This is a genomic window from Streptomyces cyaneochromogenes (assembly GCF_003963535.1).
Classification (GTDB): Bacteria; Actinomycetota; Actinomycetes; order Streptomycetales; family Streptomycetaceae; genus Streptomyces; species Streptomyces shaanxiensis.
Map to the genome: position 1 here is coordinate 8,628,961 of NZ_CP034539.1, position 18,477 is coordinate 8,647,437.

Genomic DNA, 18,477 nt, shown 5'->3' on the forward strand with positions numbered 1-18,477 from the left:
GGGGAGCCCCTGCTTTGCAGGCAGCCGTCACCGTCACGCCCGCCCGAATCCCCGAACTCCTGCTCGGCCTCGCCACCGTGCGGCCGGTCTTCATCTGGGGCGCCCCCGGCATCGGAAAGTCCTCCCTCGTCAGGGACTTCGCCGCGTCCCTGGGGCTGGAGTGCGTGAGCCTGCTCGGTACGCAACTCGCGCCGGAGGACCTGATCGGCGTGCCGCAGATCCGGGACGGGCGCTCGGTGTTCTGCCCGCCGGAGGCGATCGCCCGCGACGAGCCGTACTGCCTTTTCCTGGACGAGCTGAACGCGGCCACCCCGGATGTGCAGAAGGCGTTCTACTCGCTGATCCTGGACCGCCGCATCGGCAACTACGAGCTGCCCAAGGGCTCGATCGTCATCGGCGCCGGCAACCGCGCCACCGACAACGCCCTCGCCCGCCCCATCGCCTCCGCCCTCGTCAACCGCCTCACCCACGTCCACCTGGAGGCCTCCGCCAAGGACTGGCTGACCTGGGCCGCGAACAACGGCATCCACCCGTGGATCCTGGACCACCTCACCGACCGCCCCGACCACCTGTGGTCCAAGCCGCCGAAGACCGAGGAGCCGTTCTCCACGCCCCGCTCCTGGCACATGCTCTCCGACGCGCTGCACTCCTTCGGCCGCGACCTCGACGAGGAGACCCTGAGGGTCCTGGCGCACGGCACGCTGACGCCCGTGCACGCCACGGCGTTCTGCGGCTACGTCAAGATCGTGCGAAGCCAGTACGGCATCGAGGCCATCATCAAGGGCGACGCCCGCTGGCCGCACCGCATGGAGGACCGTGACCTGCTCTACTACCTCGCCGAGTCCTTCCGCGGCCGCCTGATCAAGGAACTGCCCGTCAGCAAGGAGCACATGTCGGCGAGCGGCCGGCAGACCGCGTACCGCGCGAAGTCGCTGCTGGTGCAGCTCGCGGAGATCTCCGTCGAGGTCGCCCAGAGCGTCATCGCCTCCGACGCCGACGGCAACCCGGTGCTGCCGTCCTGGTTCCTGGTGGAGGCGGCGCGGGACATGCCGCGGCTGGTGGAGGCGCGGCGATGAGCCGCACCCATGACAAGGGGAAGGGGAAGAAGAAGCGGGACCTGGCGGCGGAGGCGTTCGCCGAGGGGATGCGGCTGGTGCGCGCCAACCCGGCGCTCGCCGCCGTCGAGTTCGTCGTCTGCCGCCAGGAGAAGTGCGAACAGGCGCCCCGCGACGGCCTCGTCCGCGTCGACTCCGACGGCGACCTGCACGTCCACCCCGACCGCCTTGCGGAACCCGCCACCTGGGCCTGGGCCATCGCCCACGCCGTCCTGCACCTCGGCTTCGGCCATGTCCCGTCGCGGAAGGGTGTGCCCGTGCAGCCCGACCGCGCCGACCTCGCCGCCCGCTGCGTCGTCGTCAACCGCTTCCTGCTCTCCTTCCCGGTCGGGAAGGCACCGGACCACCTCCCGCTGACCTACCCGGACGGCGACGAGGAGCAGCTCGCCGCGCGCTGGCGGCGCGACGGCATCCCGGCCGCCTACGAGCGCTGCGGCACGGCGGGCCCGGACCCCGACCTGCTGCTCGTGGAGTGGCGGGGCTGGCTCGGCTCGCCCCCGGACCACCAACTCGCCTTCGCCACCGCCCTGACCCGCACCGTCTCCACCGCGATGGACATGGCGGGCGGCCGCCGCGACTCCATGGACGGCGAGCCGGTCAAGAAGCGGCCCTGGCAGTGGGCACTGGAGTGGTTCATCACCTCCTACCCGCTGCTCGGCGGCATCGCGGCCGGCATCAAGCTGGTCGCCGACGCCGAACTCGCCCACGCGCACGGCATCGCCGTCGCCGCCGTCAACGCCGAGGCCGGCGAGATCTACATCAACCCGCTGCGGACCTTCGAGTCCGAGGAATGGCGGTTCATCCTCGCCCACGAAATGCTGCACGCCGCCCTGCGCCACGGCGACCGCTGCGGCACCCGCGACCCGTACCTGTTCAACGTCGCCTGCGACTACGTCATCAACGGCTGGCTGCGCGAGATGCAGGTCGGCGAGATGCCCCAAGGGCTGCTGTACGACGCGCAGTTCAGCGGCCTGTCCGCCGAGGAGGTGTACGACCGGATCGCCGGCGACCTGCGCCGGATGCGCCGGCTGGCCACCCTGCGCGGCAAGGGCGTAGGCGATGTGCTCGGCGCCCCGCTCGGCCCGCCCGGCGACTACGTCGACCTCGACGAGTTCTACCGCCGGGGCCTGTGCCAGGGCCTGGACCTGCACCAGCAGCAGGAGCGCGGCTTCCTGCCCGGCGGCCTGGTCCAGGAGATCCGCGCGCTCAGCCATCCGCCGCTGGCGTGGGACGCCCGACTCGCCCGCTGGTTCGACGAGTTCGTGCCACGCCCGGAGCCGGTGCGGACGTACGCCCGTCCCGCGCGCCGTCAGGCGTCCACCCCCGACATCCCGCGCGCGGGCCGCTACTTCCCGCCCGAGGAGATCGCCCGCTGCACCTTCGGTGTCGTCCTGGACACCTCCGGCTCCATGGACCGCGTGCTCCTCGGCAAGGCGCTCGGCGCCATCGCCTCCTACGCCGCGGCACGCGACGTACCGGCGGCCCGGGTGGTGTTCTGCGACGCGGCGCCGCACGACGCCGGGTATGTGCCGGTGACGGACATCGCCGGGCGGGTGCGGGTGCACGGCCGGGGCGGGACGGTCCTGCAGCCCGGGATCGACCTCCTGCAGCGTGCGGACGACTTCCCGCCGGGCGCGCCCGTCCTGGTCATCACGGACGGCTGGTGCGACGTACTTCGGGTGCGGCGCGAGCACGCGTACCTGATTCCCCAGGGTCGTCGCCTGCCGTTCACCGCGCGTGGGCCGGTCTTCCGGGTGCAGTGAGCCGGAGTGTGATCGGATGGGGGCACGGACCCAGGAAACGGGCCCCCACGCGAAAGGAAGAATCGTGGCTACCACGCGCTCCGCACACACCGTCTGGGAAGGCAACCTGCTCGAGGGCAACGGTGTCGTCAACTTCGACTCTTCTGGTGCCATCGCGGCGCAGCCGGTCACGTGGGCCTCGCGCTCTCAGGACGCCAACGGCAAGACCAGCCCCGAGGAGCTGATCGCCGCCGCGCACTCCAGCTGCTTCTCCATGGCGCTGTCGCACGCCCTGAACGGCGCGGGCACGCCTCCCACCAAGCTCGTCACGTCGGCCGACGTGAGCTTCCAGCCGGGGGAGGGGATCACGGGGATTCACCTCACCGTTGAGGGCACGGTGCCGGGGATCGACGACGAGGCGTTCGTCGCCGCGGCGGAGGATGCCAAGAAGAACTGCCCGGTCAGCCAGGCGCTGACGGGCACGACGATCACGCTGTCGGCCAAGCTCGCCTGAGCAGTTCCCCGCGCCCCTTTTCGGGGCGCGGGGCCTCGGTGGCTGAGCGGGCGCTCAGCCACCGTTTGGTCCTCGCCTCCTAGGTCACCCGTCCCATTGACAAGAACCCGCTCAAGTTTTGTGCTGGAGTTCAAGGGGCGCCCTGGCGGAAGGGGACAGCGATGGCACGCGCGGTCGGGATCGATCTCGGGACCACGAACTCGGTGGTGGCCGTCCTGGAGGGCGGCGAACCCACGGTCGTCGCCAATGCGGAGGGGGCCAGGACCACACCGTCGGTCGTCGCCTTCGCCAAGAACGGCGAGGTCCTCGTGGGTGAGGTGGCCAAGCGGCAGGCGGTGACGAACGTCGAGCGCACCGCCCGCTCCGTGAAGCGGCACATGGGCGACGGGAACTGGCGCTTCCCTGATCAGGGTGACATCGACGGCACCCGCTACCGGGCGCAGGAGCTGTCCTCCCGCGTGCTGCAGAAGCTGAAGCGGGACGCCGAGTCCTATCTCGGCGAGGATGTCACCGACGCGGTGATCACCGTTCCCGCGTATTTCGACGATGCCCAGCGGCAGGCCACCAAGGAGGCCGGGGAGATCGCGGGCCTGAAGGTCCTGAGGATCATCAACGAGCCCACGGCCGCCGCCCTCGCCTACGGCCTTGACCGGGGCGAGGAGCAGACGGTGCTGGTCTTCGACCTCGGCGGCGGCACCTTCGACGTCTCGCTGCTGGAGATCGGTGACGGCGTCATCGAGGTCAAGGCCACCAACGGCGACACGCATCTCGGTGGCGACGACTGGGACCAGCGGGTCGTCGAGTACCTCGTGAAGAAGTTCAAGGGGCAGTACGGCATCGACCTCGGCAACGACAAGATGGCCCTGCAGCGGCTGCGCGAGGGCGCCGAGAAGGCCAAGATCGAGCTGTCCAGCTCCTCCGAGACGACGATCAACCTGCCCTACATCACCGCCTCCGCCGAGGGCCCCCTCCACCTCGACGAGAAACTGACCCGCGCCCAGTTCCAGGAACTCACCGCCGACCTCCTCGACCGCTGCAAGACCCCCTTCCACCAGGCCGTCAAGGACGCCAACATCAAGCTCGCCGCGGTCGACCACGTCATCCTGGTCGGCGGCTCCACCCGTATGCCCGCCGTCACCGACCTCGTGAAGGAACTCACCGGCAAGGACCCGCACAAGGGCGTCAACCCCGACGAGGTCGTGGCCGTCGGCGCGACCCTCCAGGCCGGTGTCATCCGCGGCGACGTCAAGGACGTCCTGCTGCTCGACGTCACCCCGCTGTCCCTCGGCATCGAGACCAAGGGCGGCATCATGACGAAGCTCATCGAACGCAACACGACCATCCCCACCCGGCGTTCGGAGATCTTCACGACGGCCACCGACAACCAGCCCTCCGTCGGCATCCAGGTCTACCAGGGCGAACGCGAGATCGCCGCGTACAACAAGAAGCTCGGCGTCTTCGACCTCACCGGGCTGCCGCCCGCACCGCGCGGGGTGCCGCAGATCGAGGTCGCGTTCGACATCGACGCGAACGGGATCATGCACGTCTCCGCGAAGGACCTGGCCACCGGCCGCGAACAGAAGATGACGGTCACCGGCGGCTCGGCCCTGCCCAAGGACGACATCGACCGCATGATGCGGGACGCCGAGCAGTACGCCGAGGAGGACCACAAGCGCCGCGAGGCGGCGGAGACGCGCAACCAGGCCGAACAGCTCGTCTACCAGACCGAGAAGTTCCTCCGCGACAACGAGGACAAGGTCCCCGCGGACACCAGGTCGGAGGTCGAGTCGGCGATCACGGACCTCAAGGAGCAACTGAAGCAGAACGCCGAGACGAACGCCCTGCGCACCGGCGTCGAGAAGCTGGCCACCGTCAGCCAGAAGATGGGGCAGGCGATGTACGCCTCCGCCTCCGCGGCAGGGTCGGCCGACGAGCCGACGGCGAGCGAGCCCGAGGAAGAGGGCGTGGTGGACGCGGAGATCGTGGACGACGAGAAGGACCAGCGGGACCAGAAGGGCGGGGCGGCCTAGCTAGGAGCCGGCCTTCTCCCAGCCCCGCTTCTCCGGCCGCGGCCCCAGCTGCTCGGGGTCGCGGCTCCGGTAGACCACGTACGGCCGGAACAGATACTGCACCGGCGCGCTGAACATGTGTACCAGCCGGGTGTACGGCACCAGTGCGATCAGCGCCATGCCGATCACCGCGTGCACCTCGTACAGCACCGGCACGCCCGCCATGAGGTCGATGTCCGGCTGCAGGGTGAACAGGCTGCGGGCCCAGGGAGCGATGGACTGGCGGTAGTCGTAGCCGTCGCCGCCGGCGTGGGACAGCTTGGCTGCCATGCCCATCACGATCGCCGCGAGCAGGACGACGTACATGGCCTTGTCGTTGGCGGTCGTCGCCCGGAACACGGGCGCGTTGGAGAGCCGCCGGCGGTAGACCAGCAGCACGATCCCGGCGAGCGCGAGCAGGCCGGCCGCGGTGCCGCCGTAGAGGGAGAACAGGTGGTAGGTGTGCTCGCTGACGCCTACGGTCTCCGTCCACGACTCGGGGACGAACAGCCCGACGACATGGCCGGCCAGCACGAACAGGATGCCGTAGTGGAAGGCGGGCGAGGCGATGTTCAGCAGCTTCGACTCGTACACCTGCGACGAGCGCGTGGTCCAGCCGAACCGGTCGTGGCGGTGGCGCCAGAAGAGGCCGGCGACGAGCAGGGCGAAGGTGATGTACGGCAGGACGCCCCAGAGGAACGTGGTCATGAGCGTGCCCCCGTGGGTGTGGTCGGCAGTGTGGCGCATACGGCGTCCAGGACGGACGCGTACGGTGTCCCGAAGTCGGTGAGCCGGGAGCGCAGCTGCTCCAGGGCGTCGCGGTGTTCCAGCAGCAGTTCGGTGTTGCCGGTGCGGGCCGCGAACTCCAGTACCGCGGGCAGGAAGTCGGGCAGCTCCTCGCCGGTGAACGCCAGGCCGTGCGCGCGGTAGAGGTCCTTGAAGCGCACCAGCGACATGCCGCGCCGCCGGGTGTCCCCGTCCTGCCACCAGCTCAGGTACAGGCTGTGGCGGTTCTTGAAGTCGAAGACCTCGACGTAGTGCGCGGCCAGCTCCTGCGGGGGCGTGAGCGCCGCGTGGTCGGTGAACTCCCGCAGCTGCGGGGCCGCTTCGCGCAGGAGTGGCAGGCGGGCGCGGAAGTCGTCGTCGGGGTAGGTCAGACAGAGCGCGGCCGCCTGGTAGAGCACCTCGAAGGAAGGCATCAGGCCTCCTCTGGGTCGGACGGGCCGACCGGTTGCGTCGGGTGGTCCGCGGTCTGCCGGCTGCGCAGGGCGTGGAAGTTCTCCACCGGCACCAGCGGCAGCAGCTTGCGGCCGGAGTCCTGCCCGACGGGGCCGTCCCCGCCCATCCCGGGCCCGCCGGCGTAGTCGAGGCTGCACCCCTGCGGGAGCGCCGACTCCTCCAGGCGCCGGGCGTCCCCGACTGCGGCCGTCGGAATCACGTACCGGTCCTCGTACTTGGCGATCGCCAGCAGCCGGTACATCTCCTCGATCTCGTAGGCACCCATGCCCACGGCGGCCGGCACCGAAGGGTCCGGTTCCTCCCCGAGGTTGATCGCCCGCATGTACGAGCGCATCGCGGCGAGCCTGTCCAGCGAGGACCGCACGGGGCCGATGTCACCGGCGGTGAACAGCTCGGCCAGGTACTCCAGCGGGATGCGCAGGCTGTCGATCGCACCGAACAGGTTCCCGGCGTCCTCACCGTCGTGCCCGGTCTCCGACAGCGCGTCCACCACCGGGGAGAGCGGCGGGATGTACCAGACCATCGGCATCGTCCGGTACTCCGGGTGCAGCGGGAGCGCCACCCGGTACTTGCTGATCAGCGCGTGCACGGGGGAGCGGCGGGCCGCCTCCAGCCAGTCGTGCGGGATCCCCGCCTCCTCGCACGCCTGCCGCACCCGGGAGTCATCGGGGTCGAGGAAGACGTCCAACTGCGCCTCGTACAGGGCCCGTTCGTCCCGGACCGAGGCGGCCGCCGTCACCTTGTCGGCGTCGTACAGCATCACCCCGAGGTAGCGCAGCCGGCCCACGCACGTCTCCGAGCAGACCGTCGGCCGGCCGATCTCGACGCGCGGATAGCACATCGTGCACTTCTCGGCCTTGCCGGTGCTGTGGTTGAAGTACACCTTCTTGTACGGGCATCCCGTGACGCACATCTGCCAGCCCCGGCACCGGTCCTGGTCGACGAGGACGATGCCGTCCTCCGCCCGCTTGTACATCGCCCCCGAGGGGCACGAGGCCACGCAGGACGGGTTGAGGCAGTGCTCGCAGATGCGCGGCAGATAGAACATGAAGCTCTGCTCGAACTCGAACCGCACCTTGTCGGAGGCCTGTTTGCGGGCCCGATCGACCATCGGGTCGAAGTCGCCGTGGACGGGGGCACCGGCGAGGTTGTCGTCCCGGTTCGCCGACCACTCGATCTTCATCGGCTTGCCGTCGAGCTGCGAGATCGGCGGGGCCACCGGGAAGTCGTCGCCCAGCGGGGCGTCGGTGAGGTTCTTGTAGTCGTACGTCCAGGGCTCGTAGTAGTCCTTGGTCTCCGGGAGTTCGGGGTTGGAGAAGATCCCGGCGAGCTTGCGGATCCGGCCGCCCGCCTTCAGCTTCAGCGCGCCCCGGCGGTTCAGCTCCCAGCCGCCGCGCCAGCGTTCCTGGTCCTCGTAGCGGCGTGGATAGCCCTGTCCGGGGCGGGTCTCGACGTTGTTGAACCAGACGTACTCCATGCCGCGCCGGCTGGTCCACGCCTGTTTGCAGGTGACCGAACACGTATGGCAGCCGATGCACTTGTCGAGGTTCATCACCATCGCTATCTGGGCCATCGGGCGCATCAGTACTCGACCTCCTGGCTGCGGCGGCGGATCACCGTCACCTCGTCGTGCTGGTTGCCCGTCGGGCCCAGGTAGTTGAACGCCCAGGACAGCTGGGCGTAGCCGCCGACGAGATGGGACGGCTTGAGGATGAGCCGGGTGAGCGAGTTGTGGATGCCGCCGCGCCTGCCGGTGGTCTCCGACTTCGGGACGGCGACCGTCCGCTCCTGCGCGTGGTGCATGTAGACGGTGCCCGGCGGCATACGGTGCGAGACGACCGCCCGGGCGACGACCACGCCGTTGCGGTTGACCGCCTCGATCCAGTCGTTGTCCACGACGCCGATCGCGTCCGCGTCCTGCGGGGACATCCAGATGTTCTGTCCGCCCCGGGAGAGGGCCAGCATGAACAGGTCGTCCTGGTACTCGGAGTGGATGGACCACTTGTTGTGCGGGGTGAGATGACGCACCGTCACCTCCCGCTGGCCGTCCGGCCCGAGGCGCGGTTCGCCGAACAGCTTGTTCATGTCCAGCGGCGGCCGGTACACGGGGAGCGCCTCGCCGAGTTCGTGGATCCAGTCGTGGTCCAGGAAGAAGTGCTGGCGGCCGGTCAGGGTGTGCCAGGGCTTGAGGTGCTCGGTGTTGAGGGTGAAGGCGGTGTAGCGCCGGCCGCCCGCCTCGCTGCCCGACCACTCCGGTGAGGTGATGACCGGCACCGGGGCGGCCTGCGTGTCCGCGTACGTGACCCGCCTGCCCTCGTGCTCGGCCGCGAGGTGCGCCATCTCCTGCCCGGTGCGGGCCCCCAGTGTGCGCAAGCCCTGGGTGGCGAGACGGCCGTTGGTCGTGCCGGACAGGGCGAGGATGGTGTTCGCCGCCTTCACGGCCGTGTCGAGACAGGGGCGGCCGTCGGGCGTGACGCCGTTCAGGTGCCGAAGGTCCTCGACCTCCTCGTCAGGCTTCAGCGTGATGCCCTTGGCGGGCAGGCCGAGTTGCTCCACCAGCGGGCCGAGAGCGGTGAACTTGGCGCCGATCGCCGTGTAGTCCCGCTCCACCACGGTCAGGTTCGGCATGGTCCGGCCGGGCACGGGAGCGCATTCCCCGCGCTTCCAGTCCAGGACGACCCCGCCCGGCTGGGCGATCTCGCCCGGGGTGTCGTGCTGGAGCGGCGTCGCCACCAGATCCTTGCGTACGCCGAGATGGTCGACGGCCAGTTCGCTGAGCCGCTCGGCCAGCGCCCTGAACGTGTCGAAGTCGGTGCGGGCCTGCCACGGCGGGTCCACGGCCGGGGTGAAGGAGTGCACGTAGGGGTGCATGTCCGTGCTGGACAGGTCGTGCTTCTCGTACCAGGTCGCGGCGGGCAGGACCACGTCCGACAGCAGCGTGGACGACGTCTGCCGGAAGTCCAGCGACAGCAGCAGGTCGAGCTTGCCCTCGGGCGCCTCCTCGCGCCAGGTCACCTCGCGCGGCCGTACGTCCTCGGGCGCCTCCTCGGCCCGGAGCGAGGAGTGCGTGCCCAGCAGATGCCGGGTGAAGTACTCCGCGCCCTTCGCCGACGAGCCCAGCAGGTTGGCCCGCCACAGCGTCAGCACGCGCGGCCAGTTCTCCGGGGCGTCCGGGTCCTCGCAGGCGAACTTCAGGGTGCCCGCCCGCAGTTCGGCCACCGCCCGTGCCACGGGATCGCCGAACACCTCGCCCAGCTCCAGCGGGTTGCGGTCGAAGGTCGGATACGACGGCATCCACCCCGCCCGCGCCGACAGCGCGAGACAGTCCGCGCCCGTCATCCCCCGGAACCGGCCCGCACCGAGCGGCGAGGCGAGCACGTCGGCCCTGAACCGGTCGTAGCGCCACTGGTCGGTGTTGAGGAACCAGTACGCCGTGCCGATCATCTGGCGCGGTGGCCGCGACCAGTCCGACGCGGCCGCGAGCGTCGCCCAGCCGGTCGCCGGACGGCACTTCTCCTGGCCCACGTAGTGCGCCCAGCCGCCGCCGTTGCGGCCCTGGCACCCGGTGAGCTGGAGCAGGGCGAGGAGGGCGCGGTAGATCGTCTCGGAGTGGAACCAGTGGTTGGTGCCGGCGCCCATCAGGATCATGCAGCGGCCGTTGGACCGTTCGGCGGTCCGCGCGAACTCCCGCGCGATCCGCACGCACTTGGCGGCCGGGACGGAGGTGTGCGCCTCCTGCCAGGCGGGCGTGCCGGGCGCGGTGGCGTCGTCGTACGACGTGGGCCAGCGGCCCGGCAGCCCGGGCCGCGCCACCCCGTACTGCGCGAGCAGCAGATCGAAGACCGTCGTCACCAGGGGGCCGTGCGCCCCGCCGAGCTTCGTCGCCGGGACACCTCGCCGTACGACGTCCCCGTGCCCCTGCCCGTGCGCCCCGCCCTCGGTGTCGAAGCGGGGCAGCAGCACCGGGACACCGGCGGAGACCTCGCTCCCGTACAGGCTCAACCGCGGCCGTATCTCGCCGAGGTCCAGGTTCCACCGGCCCTTGCCCGAGTCGGCCCAGCGAAAGCCGAGCGAGCCGTTCGGTGCGACCGCGCGGCCCGACACCTCGTCCAGCACCACCGTCTTCCATTCGGCGCCCTCGCCCTCCTGCCCCAGATCCGAGGCGCGCAGGAACTTCGCGGGGACGTAGGCGCCGTCGCGTTCCTCCAGGGTGACCAGGAAGGGCAGGTCGGTGAACTGCCGTACGTAGTCCGCGAAGAACGGTGTCTCGCGGTCGACGAAGAACTCCTTCAGGACGACGTGGCCCATGGCGAGGGCCAGCGCGCCGTCCGTGCCGGGGTGCGGGTGGAGCCACTCGTCGGCGAACGTGGCGTTTTCGGCGTGGTCGGGGGCGACGACCACGACCTTCTGGCCCCGGTAGCGGGCCTCCGCCATCCAGTGCGCGTCGGGGGTGCGGGTCACCGGGACGTTCGAGCCCCACATCATCAGATACGCCGCGTCCCACCAGTCGCCCGACTCCGGCACATCGGTCTGGTCGCCGAAGACCTGCGGGGAGGCCACGGGCAGGTCGGCGTACCAGTCGTAGAAGGAGAGCATCGGGGCGCCGATGAGGGAGTGGAAGCGGGCGCCCGCCGCGTGCGACACCATCGACATCGCGGGGATGGGGGAGAAGCCGGCGATGCGGTCGGGCCCGTACGTCTTGATGGTGTGCACATGGGCGGCGGCGACCAGTTCGACCGCCTCGTCCCAACTCGCCCGCACCAGGCCGCCCTTGCCGCGGGCCCGCTGGTAGCGGCGGCGGCGCTCGGGATCGTTCTGGATGTCCGCCCAGGCCAGGACGGGATCCCCCAGATGCCGTTTGGCCTCCCGGTACATCTCCAGGAGCACCCCGCGGACGTACGGGTAGCGGACCCGGGTGGGGGAGTAGGTGTACCAGGAGAAGGCCGCGCCGCGGGGACAGCCGCGGGGCTCGTACTCGGGGCGGTCGGGGCCGACGCTCGGGTAGTCGGTCTGCCGGGTCTCCCCGGTGATGATGCCGTCCCTGACGTACACCCTCCAGCGGCACGAGCCGGTGCAGTTCACGCCGTGCGTGGAGTTCACGACCTTGTCGTGGCTCCAGCGGTCCCGGTGGAAGGCGTCCGCCTCGCGCCCGCCGGTCGGCGCGACGCTGTGCAGATCGGGCGCGGGCGTGCCCGGCCGGAAGAACCTCCCGGCCTTCAGCAGCGCCGCGCCCGGTTCGGCGGGCGCGGCGGGCGGTATCCGCGTGTCGGTCACAGGCGCTCCCTTGCTTGCCTTAGGGCCCGTCTGGCAAATTCCCGCCTGCCCCGCGGCGTCTGGCACGCACTCCCCCAGAGGGGGGACCCCCAGCCGCGTTGCCGAACCGCCCACGTGGCTCCTCCCCCACGCTCGAACCGGCTTCGCTCGGCTCGCGCGGGGGCACCCCCATCGAGGGCGCTCCGGCGCCTTGCGATGGCACGCACCAGACGCCGCGGGGCCCGCCCTTCGGGCGGACGACGGGAATTTGCCAGACGGGCCCTGGTCCGAACCTAGGGCGGGGCGCGGGAGCGCACCCCTTCACCGCACCCGTACGGGTAACCGCCGCACGGCACCGGCGCGGATCAGGGCTTGCGGGCGACCCCCGCGTAGACCGGCACGATGCCCTCGGCCTGGGCCGCCACGTCCACCTGCTCCGGGCGCCAGCCGTACACGGGGATGACACCGGGGCCGAGCAGCTCCAGCCCTGCGAAGAAGCGCGAGAACTCGGCCAGTGACCGGGGGAAGAAGGGGGTGCCGCTGCGCCGGAAGTGGTTCGCCGCCTGCTCGATGGCCTCTGGGCTCAGGTCCGGGGTGACCTGGGACAGGATCAGATAGCTGCCCGGGGCGAGCGCGGCGACGTACTTCTCCAGCAGGCCGTACACGTCGTCGCCGTCGGGGTCCTCCCCCAGGTAGTGGGTGAGCGCGACCAGCGACAGCGCGACCGGCTCGGCGAAGTCCAGGGACTCGCCGGCCCGGCCCAGCAGGGTGTCGACGTCACGGACGTCGGCATGCACGTAGGTGGTGCTGCCCTCGGCGGAGCCGTGCAGCAGGGCCTCCGCGTGCCGCAGCACGATCGGGTCGTTGTCCGCGTACACCACCTTGGACTCCGCGGCGACTCCCTGCGCGACCTGGTGCAGGTTGGGCTCGGTGGGGATGCCCGTGCCGATGTCCAGGAACTGGCGTATCCCGGCCTCGGCGACGGTGCGTACGGCCCGGTGCATGAACCGACGGTTGGCGCGCGCCCCGCGCAGGACCGCGCCGTCCACGGCGAGGATCTTCCGGGCCAGCTCCTCGTCCACCGGGTAGTTGTCCTTGCCGCCCAGCCACCAGTCGTAGACGCGGGCCGGGTGCGGACGGCTGGTGTCGAGGCGGGTGGGCGCGGACTCGGATCCGGTCATGCGGTGTGTTCTCCTCGGGGCTCGTCTGTGGTCGTGGACAGGTCGTCGGCCGGGGCCGGAAGGTTGCCGTGCGCCGGTCAGACGTCCTCGCGGCACTCCCGCAGGATCGTTTTCGTGCGCTCGGCCGACGCGGCGGCCGTCGACATGTGGTCCAGGACCTCCAGGTGCGCGGCGACCTCCTTGCGGGAGTCCAGGTACAGGGCGCCGGTGAGGTACTCGGTGTAGACCATGTCGGGCAGCTCCGGCTCGGCGAACCGGAACAGGGAGAAGGGGGCGTACGTCCCCGGGTGCGGGCCGGAGGCGAACTCGGCGATCTGCAGCGTGACGCGGTCGCGCTCGGCGAACTCCAGGAGCTTGTCCAACTGCTCGCGCATCACCGCACCGTCGTCGCTCACCGGGCGCCGCAGCACCGTCTCGTCCATGATCACCCACAGGTGCGGCGGGTCGGGGCGCTCCAGCAGCCCCTGCCGTGCCATGCGCAGCGACACATGCCGTTCGATGGTCTCGGGTCCCGCCTGCCCGATCGTCCCGGCCGCCATCACCGCACGCGCGTAGCCCTCGGTCTGCAGCAGACCGGGCACGAAGTGCGGCTCGTAGGAGCGGATGATGCGGGCGGCGCCCTCCAGGCTCACGTAGAGGCTGAACCAGTCCGGCAGCACGTCGTGGAACCGCTGCCACCAGCCCGGCTGGTTGGCCTCCTCGGCCAGGGCGACGAAGGCGGCGGTCTCGTCCTCCGCGACGCCGTACGTCTCCAGCAGCACCTGTACGTACGGGATCTTCAGCGCGACCTCGGCCGTCTCCATCCGGCGTACGGTCGCCGCGGCCACGCGCAGTACGCGGGCTGCCTCGTCGCGCCCGAGGCCGGCCGCCTCCCGCAGTTCCTGCAGGCGCTTGCCGAGCACCACCTGGCCCACGGTGGGAGCGGGTCGTCGCTCACTCACGCCACGCCTCCCCTACGCGCCGAAAGTACGGGCGCCATGTTACGGGGAAGCGGTGGGGTGGTCACTGTTGTGTGCCGGGTGCGGGTGCGTGGGGGCTGGTCGCGCCCACGCGGCGGAGCCGCAGATCGATACAGCCCCGCGCCCCTGAGGGCGTTGCCCGCAGCCCGGTTGATTCGCCAGGTCCGCATTACCTTGCGGGTAATCGACCCGGTCGCCGTCACACGGGATCGTGGAGTCACCGGGTTCCGGGGCGGCGCACTCCGTCCCGGAACCTCGGTCCGCCACCTCGACCCGACCCCGACGGAGGGTGATTCACCATGTCCGCCACCTCGCTCGCCGCGCTCGCCCGGACCTCCGACCCGCAGACCGTGCTGCGCCGTTTCCTGGCCCTGGACGCGGTGGTGACAGGGGCGAACGGGATTGCCTACCTCGCCGTGTCCGGGCCGCTCGGCCGCCTCCTCGGTGTCGACTCGGGGCTGCTCCTCGGCCTCGGCGCCTTCCTCACGGTGTACGCGGCCGCCGTCGGGCTGCTCGCCTCCCGGGCCCGCCCTGCCGCGCTGCCGGTGCGTGCCGTGATCGAGGCCAACCTCGGCTGGGCCGCGCTGAGCATGGTCGCCCTCGCGGTGTGGCTGTCGCCGACCGCGGCGGGCGCGGTGTGGACCGTGCTGCAGGCGCTCACCGTCGCCGGGTTCGCCGTCTTGCAGTACGCCGCACTGAAGGCCCGTCAGGGCATCAGCGACTGAAGGTACTTGACCGTCGACGGGTCGGCCGGGAGCAGCGTCTCGATGGCCAGCTCGGCGACGGTCACGTCCATGGGGGTGTTGAACGTCGAGATGGAGGAGATGAAGGACAGGACGCGGCCCTCGTGCTCGATCTGCATCGGCAGCGCGAAGTACGGGACGGGCTCGGCCGGTTCGGCGGCGCGCGTCTCCTCCGGGACCGGGTACGCCGCCACCTCCTCGTACAGCCGGCGCAGCGGCTCGGAGCGGCGCAGCGCGATCTGCCGGTCCATCTGGGCGAGCAGATGCCCGCGCCACTCACGCAGGTTGCGGATGCGCGGCGCGAGGCCCTCCGGGTGCAGGGTCAGACGCATCGCGTTCAGCGGGGGCGTGAGGAGGTGTTCGGGGATGCCGTCGAGCAGCGTCAGGATGCCCCGGTTGGCGGCGTGGACGTTGTACATCGCGTCGACCACCAGGGCCGGGTAGGGCTCGTAGCCCTGGATGAGCCGCTCCATGCCCGCGCGCAGCGCGTCCAGCGCCGGGTCGTCCAGCGGGGTCTCCGGGTAGCGCGGGGCGTAGCCGGCGGCCAGCAGCAGCGCGTTGCGCTCCCGTACCGGCACGTCCAGGTGCTCGGCCAGCCGCAGCACCATCTCCTCGCTCGGTCGCGAACGACCCGTCTCGATGAAGCTGATGTGGCGCGCCGAGGAGTCCGCCCGCAGCGCCAACTCCAGCTGGCTGACTCGCCGTTGCTCGCGCCAGGCCCGCAGCAGGGGGCCGACGCCGTGGTCGGCGGGGGCGGGGGCGGCGGCGCCGGGCGGGACAATGGTCATGAGTACGACCGTAGTCGAGGGGCGCGCGCAATGAACGAGCCGTGGATGTCGTCCCTGGCGGGCGAGGCCGTGTAACGGGCCCGGTACGTGGCTGTCTGCTCGGCGGGGCCGTCGGTGACGCCCTCGGCTACCCGGTCGAGTCCAGTTCGCTGGACCTGATCCGTGCCGCCAACGCAGAGCGCGGAGTGACCGGATTCCTCTTCGCCGGTGACAGCGACGTGGCCCGGATCAGCGACGACACCCAGATGACCCTCTTCACCGCCGAGGCCCTCATCCAGGCCCGACGGATCGCGATGGCAGCCCGCGCCGCCCAGATCACCCACGGCCACCCCACCGGCTACGACGCCGCGGGCGCGCCGGCCGCGATCGTGGCGCACCTGGTCGCGGGCGACTCCCTGGAGGGCGCGGTCCTGCGCACGCTCCGGCTGCTGCGGCGCCACCCCGGCCACGAGGAGACCTCGGCCGCGCTCACCGAGGCCGTCGATCTGGCCGAGCAGGGCGCACCGACCGCGGAGAAGGTCGAGTCGCTGAGGGAGGGCTGGCTCGCCGAGCAGGCCCTCGCCATCGGCGTGTACTGCGCGCTCGTCGCACCCTCGGTGCGGGACGCTCCCCCAGTGCCTGAAGGGCCTGGCGGCACCCCCAGCTGCCGGCCGTCAACCGCTCGGGCGACAGCGACTCCACCGGCTCCGTCTGCGGCAACCTCCTGGGCGTCCGCCACGGTGGCCTCGGCCTGCCGCACGAGTGGCTGGAGCAGGTCGAGGGCCGGGCGCGGATCGCCGCGCCGGCCGATGACCTGGCGGCCGAAGGCGTGCGGCGCCGACCTTCGGGGAACCCGTCTGACCAGGGCCGCCGCGTCCAGGCTGTGGCACGCTGAAGACGAACCCGCCGGTGCAGGAAGGAGCGAGGCCATGCCCCTCGAACCGCTGTCGCAGAAGGAGATCGAGGACCGGCTCGCGGAGCTGCCGGGCTGGTCGCAGGAGGGCGACCGCATCGCCCGCTCCTACCGGCTCCCCTCGCACTTCGCGGCCACGGCGATGGTCGTGCACATCGCCCAGGTCCAGGAGGAGCTCGACCACCACACCGACCTCACCCTCGGCTACAACACGGTCTCCCTCACCGTGAACACCCACACGGTGGGCGCCGTGACCAAACGGGACTTCCTGCTCGCCGGGAAGATCGAGGAGCTCGCCCCTGGTCACGGGGCACACTGACGCGCGTGCTGGACTACGACAAGGAAGCGGAGCGGTACGACGCCTCGCGCGGCGGCGAGCCCAGGGCGGCGGCCGCGGCGGAGGCCGTGCTGGGACTTGTGCCGGAAGGGACCCGGCGCCTGCTCGACGTCGCCTGCGGCACCGGCATCGTGACGCGGCGGCTCGCCGCCGGACGGGAGGGCCTGTGCGTGACCGGCGTCGATCTCGCGCCCGGCATGGCCCGCCAGGCCGCCGCCCGCATGCCCGGCACCGTCGTGCTCGCCGACTGCCGCCGGCTGCCGTTCCCGGGCGGCCGGTTCGACGCCGTGAGCAGTGTGTGGCTGCTGCACCTGGCCCGCACGGACGAGGACGTGCGGGCCACCGTCGGTGAGTGCGCGCGGATGCTGCGGCCCGGCGGGGTCTACGTCACCACGGTCGACAAGGCCGCCGCGCACAACGTGGGCAGCGACATCGACGCCGTCATGGCCTCCCGCCCGCACCGCCCCGCCCGGGACGAGGCGGCGCGCGTCGAGTCGTACGCCCTCGACCACGGCCTGGTCCCGGCCGGGCAGTCCGGCTTCACGGGCCGAGGCCAGGGCCGCAGCCCCCGCCGCACCATCGCCGACCTGCGCCGGGGCTGGTTCGTCACCCTCCCGCCCGGCGACGCGCGCGCCGACGACTTCGCCGCCCGGCTGGCCCGCCTCCCGGACCAGGACCGACCCCGACCGGACCCGGTGTTCACGCTCCGGGCGTTCCGGAAGCCCGGGTGAACTCCATGACCCAGTTGGCCACCCAGGTGTCCCCGCCGTCCACGGAGAACGCCTGCTCCCAGCGGGCCGTGGTGGCCGAGATGCCCGACCAGACGAACCGCACCCGTACGTCCTTGCCGTCGTGGGTGTCCTCGCCGTGGAACTCGCCGCGTTCGCCCTCGAAGCGCCCGAACACCGGCGGGAACAGCTTGCCGGTGCGGCTGGAGGACCAGGTCAGCGACCACTGCTCGGTCTCCCGGTCGAACAGGCGCAGGGTCAGCCCCTTCGAGCCGAGGTGCGGCATGTCGATCTCGTCGATGTTGGCGGCGCCGTCGAACAGCGGCCAACAGCGGCTGGTCGCCGGGAACTCCACCCAGTCGCTGTCCGGGTCGAGGAAGTCGGCGCGGCTACGGTTGACGACGTCCCAGTCGCCGTGGAAGAAGTCGAAGTCGTGCGGGCTGCTCATGTGCGGTCTCCAGTGGTTCCTTCGGGCAGCGAGTCGGCCAAGTAGGCCTTCAGGTCGGGGACTTCGGGTGCCAGCAGATGCCGTACCCAGGCGTCCCGTTCGTGCAGGATCGGCGGGAGTTCCCAGACGCAGCCGATCCACGGCAGGTCGGGGGTGACGAAGTGCGTCGGGTCGTTGTCCGGGCAGCCGAGCACCGGCTGGCCCGCCGCGGCGCCCTTGAAGTGCAGGACGTTGTCCCACACCCAGCTGTAGGCGTTGAGGTAGGCGCCGTCGTCCCCGCCCCGGTGCAGGACCACGAACGTCGCCGGGGGCGTGCCGTCCGGCTCCGGCAGCAGGTCCGGCAGGATCGCGTACGCCGCCTTCTCGACCTCCGGGGCGATGCCGGCCGGGTCGGTGGTGACGTGGTAGCGCTTGATGTGCCGCCCACCCACCTCGATCGGCGGCGGCACCGTCAGCAGTTTCTCGGTGAAGCTCATGGCAGGACGTTAGG

Annotated in this window: 16 protein-coding genes and 1 pseudogene; 8 read left to right on the plus strand and 9 right to left on the minus strand. The window is 71.3% G+C overall.

The annotated features are described in order from the left end of the window. Positions 1-14 precede the first annotated feature (14 nt). The 4 genes from EJ357_RS39060 (at position 15) to dnaK (ending at position 5,401) form a co-directional block, all read left to right on the plus strand. On the plus strand, positions 15-1,076 hold the full coding sequence (locus EJ357_RS39060) for an ATP-binding protein (protein WP_126396363.1): 1,062 nt from the start codon (positions 15-17) through the stop codon (positions 1,074-1,076). Further along, entirely contained in the window at positions 1,073-2,878 is a 1,806-nt protein-coding gene (locus tag EJ357_RS39065) for a vWA domain-containing protein (protein ID WP_126396364.1), read from the plus strand. The genes EJ357_RS39060 and EJ357_RS39065 overlap by 4 nt, the downstream gene beginning before the upstream one ends. Positions 2,879-2,942: 64 nt before the next feature. After that, positions 2,943-3,371, plus strand: coding sequence for an OsmC family protein (locus EJ357_RS39070; protein WP_126396365.1), 429 nt, complete (start codon positions 2,943-2,945; stop codon positions 3,369-3,371). A gap of 161 nt (positions 3,372-3,532) precedes the next feature. Beyond that, positions 3,533-5,401: a molecular chaperone DnaK gene (dnaK, locus tag EJ357_RS39075; RefSeq protein WP_126396366.1), complete on the plus strand. Its 1,869-nt coding sequence runs from the start codon at positions 3,533-3,535 to the stop codon at positions 5,399-5,401. Here dnaK and narI read toward each other — a convergent pair whose 3' ends face one another. The 6 genes from narI to EJ357_RS39105 all read right to left on the minus strand — a co-directional run bounded on the left by narI (position 5,402) and on the right by EJ357_RS39105 (position 14,033). Further along, positions 5,402-6,127 (minus strand): respiratory nitrate reductase subunit gamma, encoded by a 726-nt coding sequence (narI, locus tag EJ357_RS39080; RefSeq protein ID WP_126396367.1) that lies wholly within the window; start codon positions 6,125-6,127, stop codon positions 5,402-5,404. After that, positions 6,124-6,618: a nitrate reductase molybdenum cofactor assembly chaperone gene (narJ, locus tag EJ357_RS39085; RefSeq protein WP_126396368.1), complete on the minus strand. Its 495-nt coding sequence runs from the start codon at positions 6,616-6,618 to the stop codon at positions 6,124-6,126. The genes narI and narJ overlap by 4 nt, the downstream gene beginning before the upstream one ends. Then, the gene (gene narH, locus EJ357_RS39090) at positions 6,618-8,240 is read right to left on the minus strand and encodes a nitrate reductase subunit beta (protein ID WP_126396369.1); all 1,623 of its coding nucleotides are present in this window, start codon (positions 8,238-8,240) and stop codon (positions 6,618-6,620) included. The genes narJ and narH overlap by 1 nt, the downstream gene beginning before the upstream one ends. Then, the gene (locus tag EJ357_RS39095) at positions 8,240-11,932 is read right to left on the minus strand and encodes a nitrate reductase subunit alpha (protein WP_126396370.1); all 3,693 of its coding nucleotides are present in this window, start codon (positions 11,930-11,932) and stop codon (positions 8,240-8,242) included. Before EJ357_RS39095 ends, narH begins: the two co-directional genes overlap by 1 nt. A gap of 344 nt (positions 11,933-12,276) precedes the next feature. Next, positions 12,277-13,092 (minus strand): SAM-dependent methyltransferase, encoded by an 816-nt coding sequence (locus EJ357_RS39100; RefSeq protein WP_126396371.1) that lies wholly within the window; start codon positions 13,090-13,092, stop codon positions 12,277-12,279. Between the two features lie 77 nt (positions 13,093-13,169). Continuing rightward, positions 13,170-14,033, minus strand: a complete 864-nt coding sequence (locus tag EJ357_RS39105; protein WP_126396372.1) for a helix-turn-helix domain-containing protein — start codon at positions 14,031-14,033, stop codon at positions 13,170-13,172. A 317-nt stretch (positions 14,034-14,350) separates the two neighbouring features. Between EJ357_RS39105 and EJ357_RS39110 the strand changes: the two genes are divergently transcribed. Continuing rightward, positions 14,351-14,776 carry a hypothetical protein gene (locus EJ357_RS39110; RefSeq protein ID WP_126396373.1) on the plus strand — a complete coding sequence of 142 codons (426 nt, stop codon included), beginning with the start codon at positions 14,351-14,353 and terminating at the stop codon, positions 14,774-14,776. Here EJ357_RS39110 and EJ357_RS39115 read toward each other — a convergent pair. Next, positions 14,758-15,582: a helix-turn-helix domain-containing protein gene (locus EJ357_RS39115; RefSeq protein ID WP_126396374.1), complete on the minus strand. Its 825-nt coding sequence runs from the start codon at positions 15,580-15,582 to the stop codon at positions 14,758-14,760. The two genes, EJ357_RS39110 and EJ357_RS39115, sit on opposite strands and share 19 nt — an antisense overlap. Positions 15,583-15,623: 41 nt before the next feature. Between EJ357_RS39115 and EJ357_RS50860 the strand changes: the two are divergent. The 3 genes and pseudogenes from EJ357_RS50860 to EJ357_RS39130 form a co-directional block, all read left to right on the plus strand. Then, positions 15,624-16,127: pseudogene (locus tag EJ357_RS50860) on the plus strand (ADP-ribosylglycohydrolase family protein); the annotation flags it as partial. 363 nt (positions 16,128-16,490) lie between these two features. Then, a complete protein-coding gene (locus tag EJ357_RS39125) occupies positions 16,491-16,793 on the plus strand; it encodes a 4a-hydroxytetrahydrobiopterin dehydratase (protein ID WP_126396375.1) in 303 nt (100 codons plus the stop codon). A gap of 5 nt (positions 16,794-16,798) precedes the next feature. After that, positions 16,799-17,542: a class I SAM-dependent methyltransferase gene (locus tag EJ357_RS39130; protein ID WP_126396376.1), complete on the plus strand. Its 744-nt coding sequence runs from the start codon at positions 16,799-16,801 to the stop codon at positions 17,540-17,542. Here the strand turns inward: EJ357_RS39130 and EJ357_RS39135 are convergent. Then, a complete protein-coding gene (locus EJ357_RS39135) occupies positions 17,511-17,987 on the minus strand; it encodes a hypothetical protein (RefSeq protein ID WP_126396377.1) in 477 nt (158 codons plus the stop codon). The genes EJ357_RS39130 and EJ357_RS39135 overlap by 32 nt on opposite strands. Further along, positions 17,984-18,463: a hypothetical protein gene (locus EJ357_RS39140; protein ID WP_126396378.1), complete on the minus strand. Its 480-nt coding sequence runs from the start codon at positions 18,461-18,463 to the stop codon at positions 17,984-17,986. The genes EJ357_RS39135 and EJ357_RS39140 overlap by 4 nt, the downstream gene beginning before the upstream one ends. Positions 18,464-18,477: the final 14 nt, after the last annotated feature.

What these genes read in the sequence shown, in the direction of transcription:
- EJ357_RS39065 (WP_126396364.1), top strand. Translation starts at nt 1,073, where the DNA reads ATGAGCCGCACCCATGACAAGGGGAAGGGGAAGAAGAAGCGGGACCTG.
- dnaK (WP_126396366.1), top strand. Translation starts at nt 3,533, where the DNA reads ATGGCACGCGCGGTCGGGATCGATCTCGGGACCACGAACTCGGTGGTG.
- narI (WP_126396367.1), bottom strand. Translation starts at nt 6,127, where the DNA reads ATGACCACGTTCCTCTGGGGCGTCCTGCCGTACATCACCTTCGCCCTG.
- narJ (WP_126396368.1), bottom strand. Translation starts at nt 6,618, where the DNA reads ATGCCTTCCTTCGAGGTGCTCTACCAGGCGGCCGCGCTCTGTCTGACC.
- narH (WP_126396369.1), bottom strand. Translation starts at nt 8,240, where the DNA reads ATGCGCCCGATGGCCCAGATAGCGATGGTGATGAACCTCGACAAGTGC.
- EJ357_RS39100 (WP_126396371.1), bottom strand. Translation starts at nt 13,092, where the DNA reads ATGACCGGATCCGAGTCCGCGCCCACCCGCCTCGACACCAGCCGTCCG.
- EJ357_RS39110 (WP_126396373.1), top strand. Translation starts at nt 14,351, where the DNA reads ATGTCCGCCACCTCGCTCGCCGCGCTCGCCCGGACCTCCGACCCGCAG.
- EJ357_RS39115 (WP_126396374.1), bottom strand. Translation starts at nt 15,582, where the DNA reads ATGACCATTGTCCCGCCCGGCGCCGCCGCCCCCGCCCCCGCCGACCAC.
- EJ357_RS39125 (WP_126396375.1), top strand. Translation starts at nt 16,491, where the DNA reads ATGCCCCTCGAACCGCTGTCGCAGAAGGAGATCGAGGACCGGCTCGCG.
- EJ357_RS39135 (WP_126396377.1), bottom strand. Translation starts at nt 17,987, where the DNA reads ATGAGCAGCCCGCACGACTTCGACTTCTTCCACGGCGACTGGGACGTC.
- EJ357_RS39140 (WP_126396378.1), bottom strand. Translation starts at nt 18,463, where the DNA reads ATGAGCTTCACCGAGAAACTGCTGACGGTGCCGCCGCCGATCGAGGTG.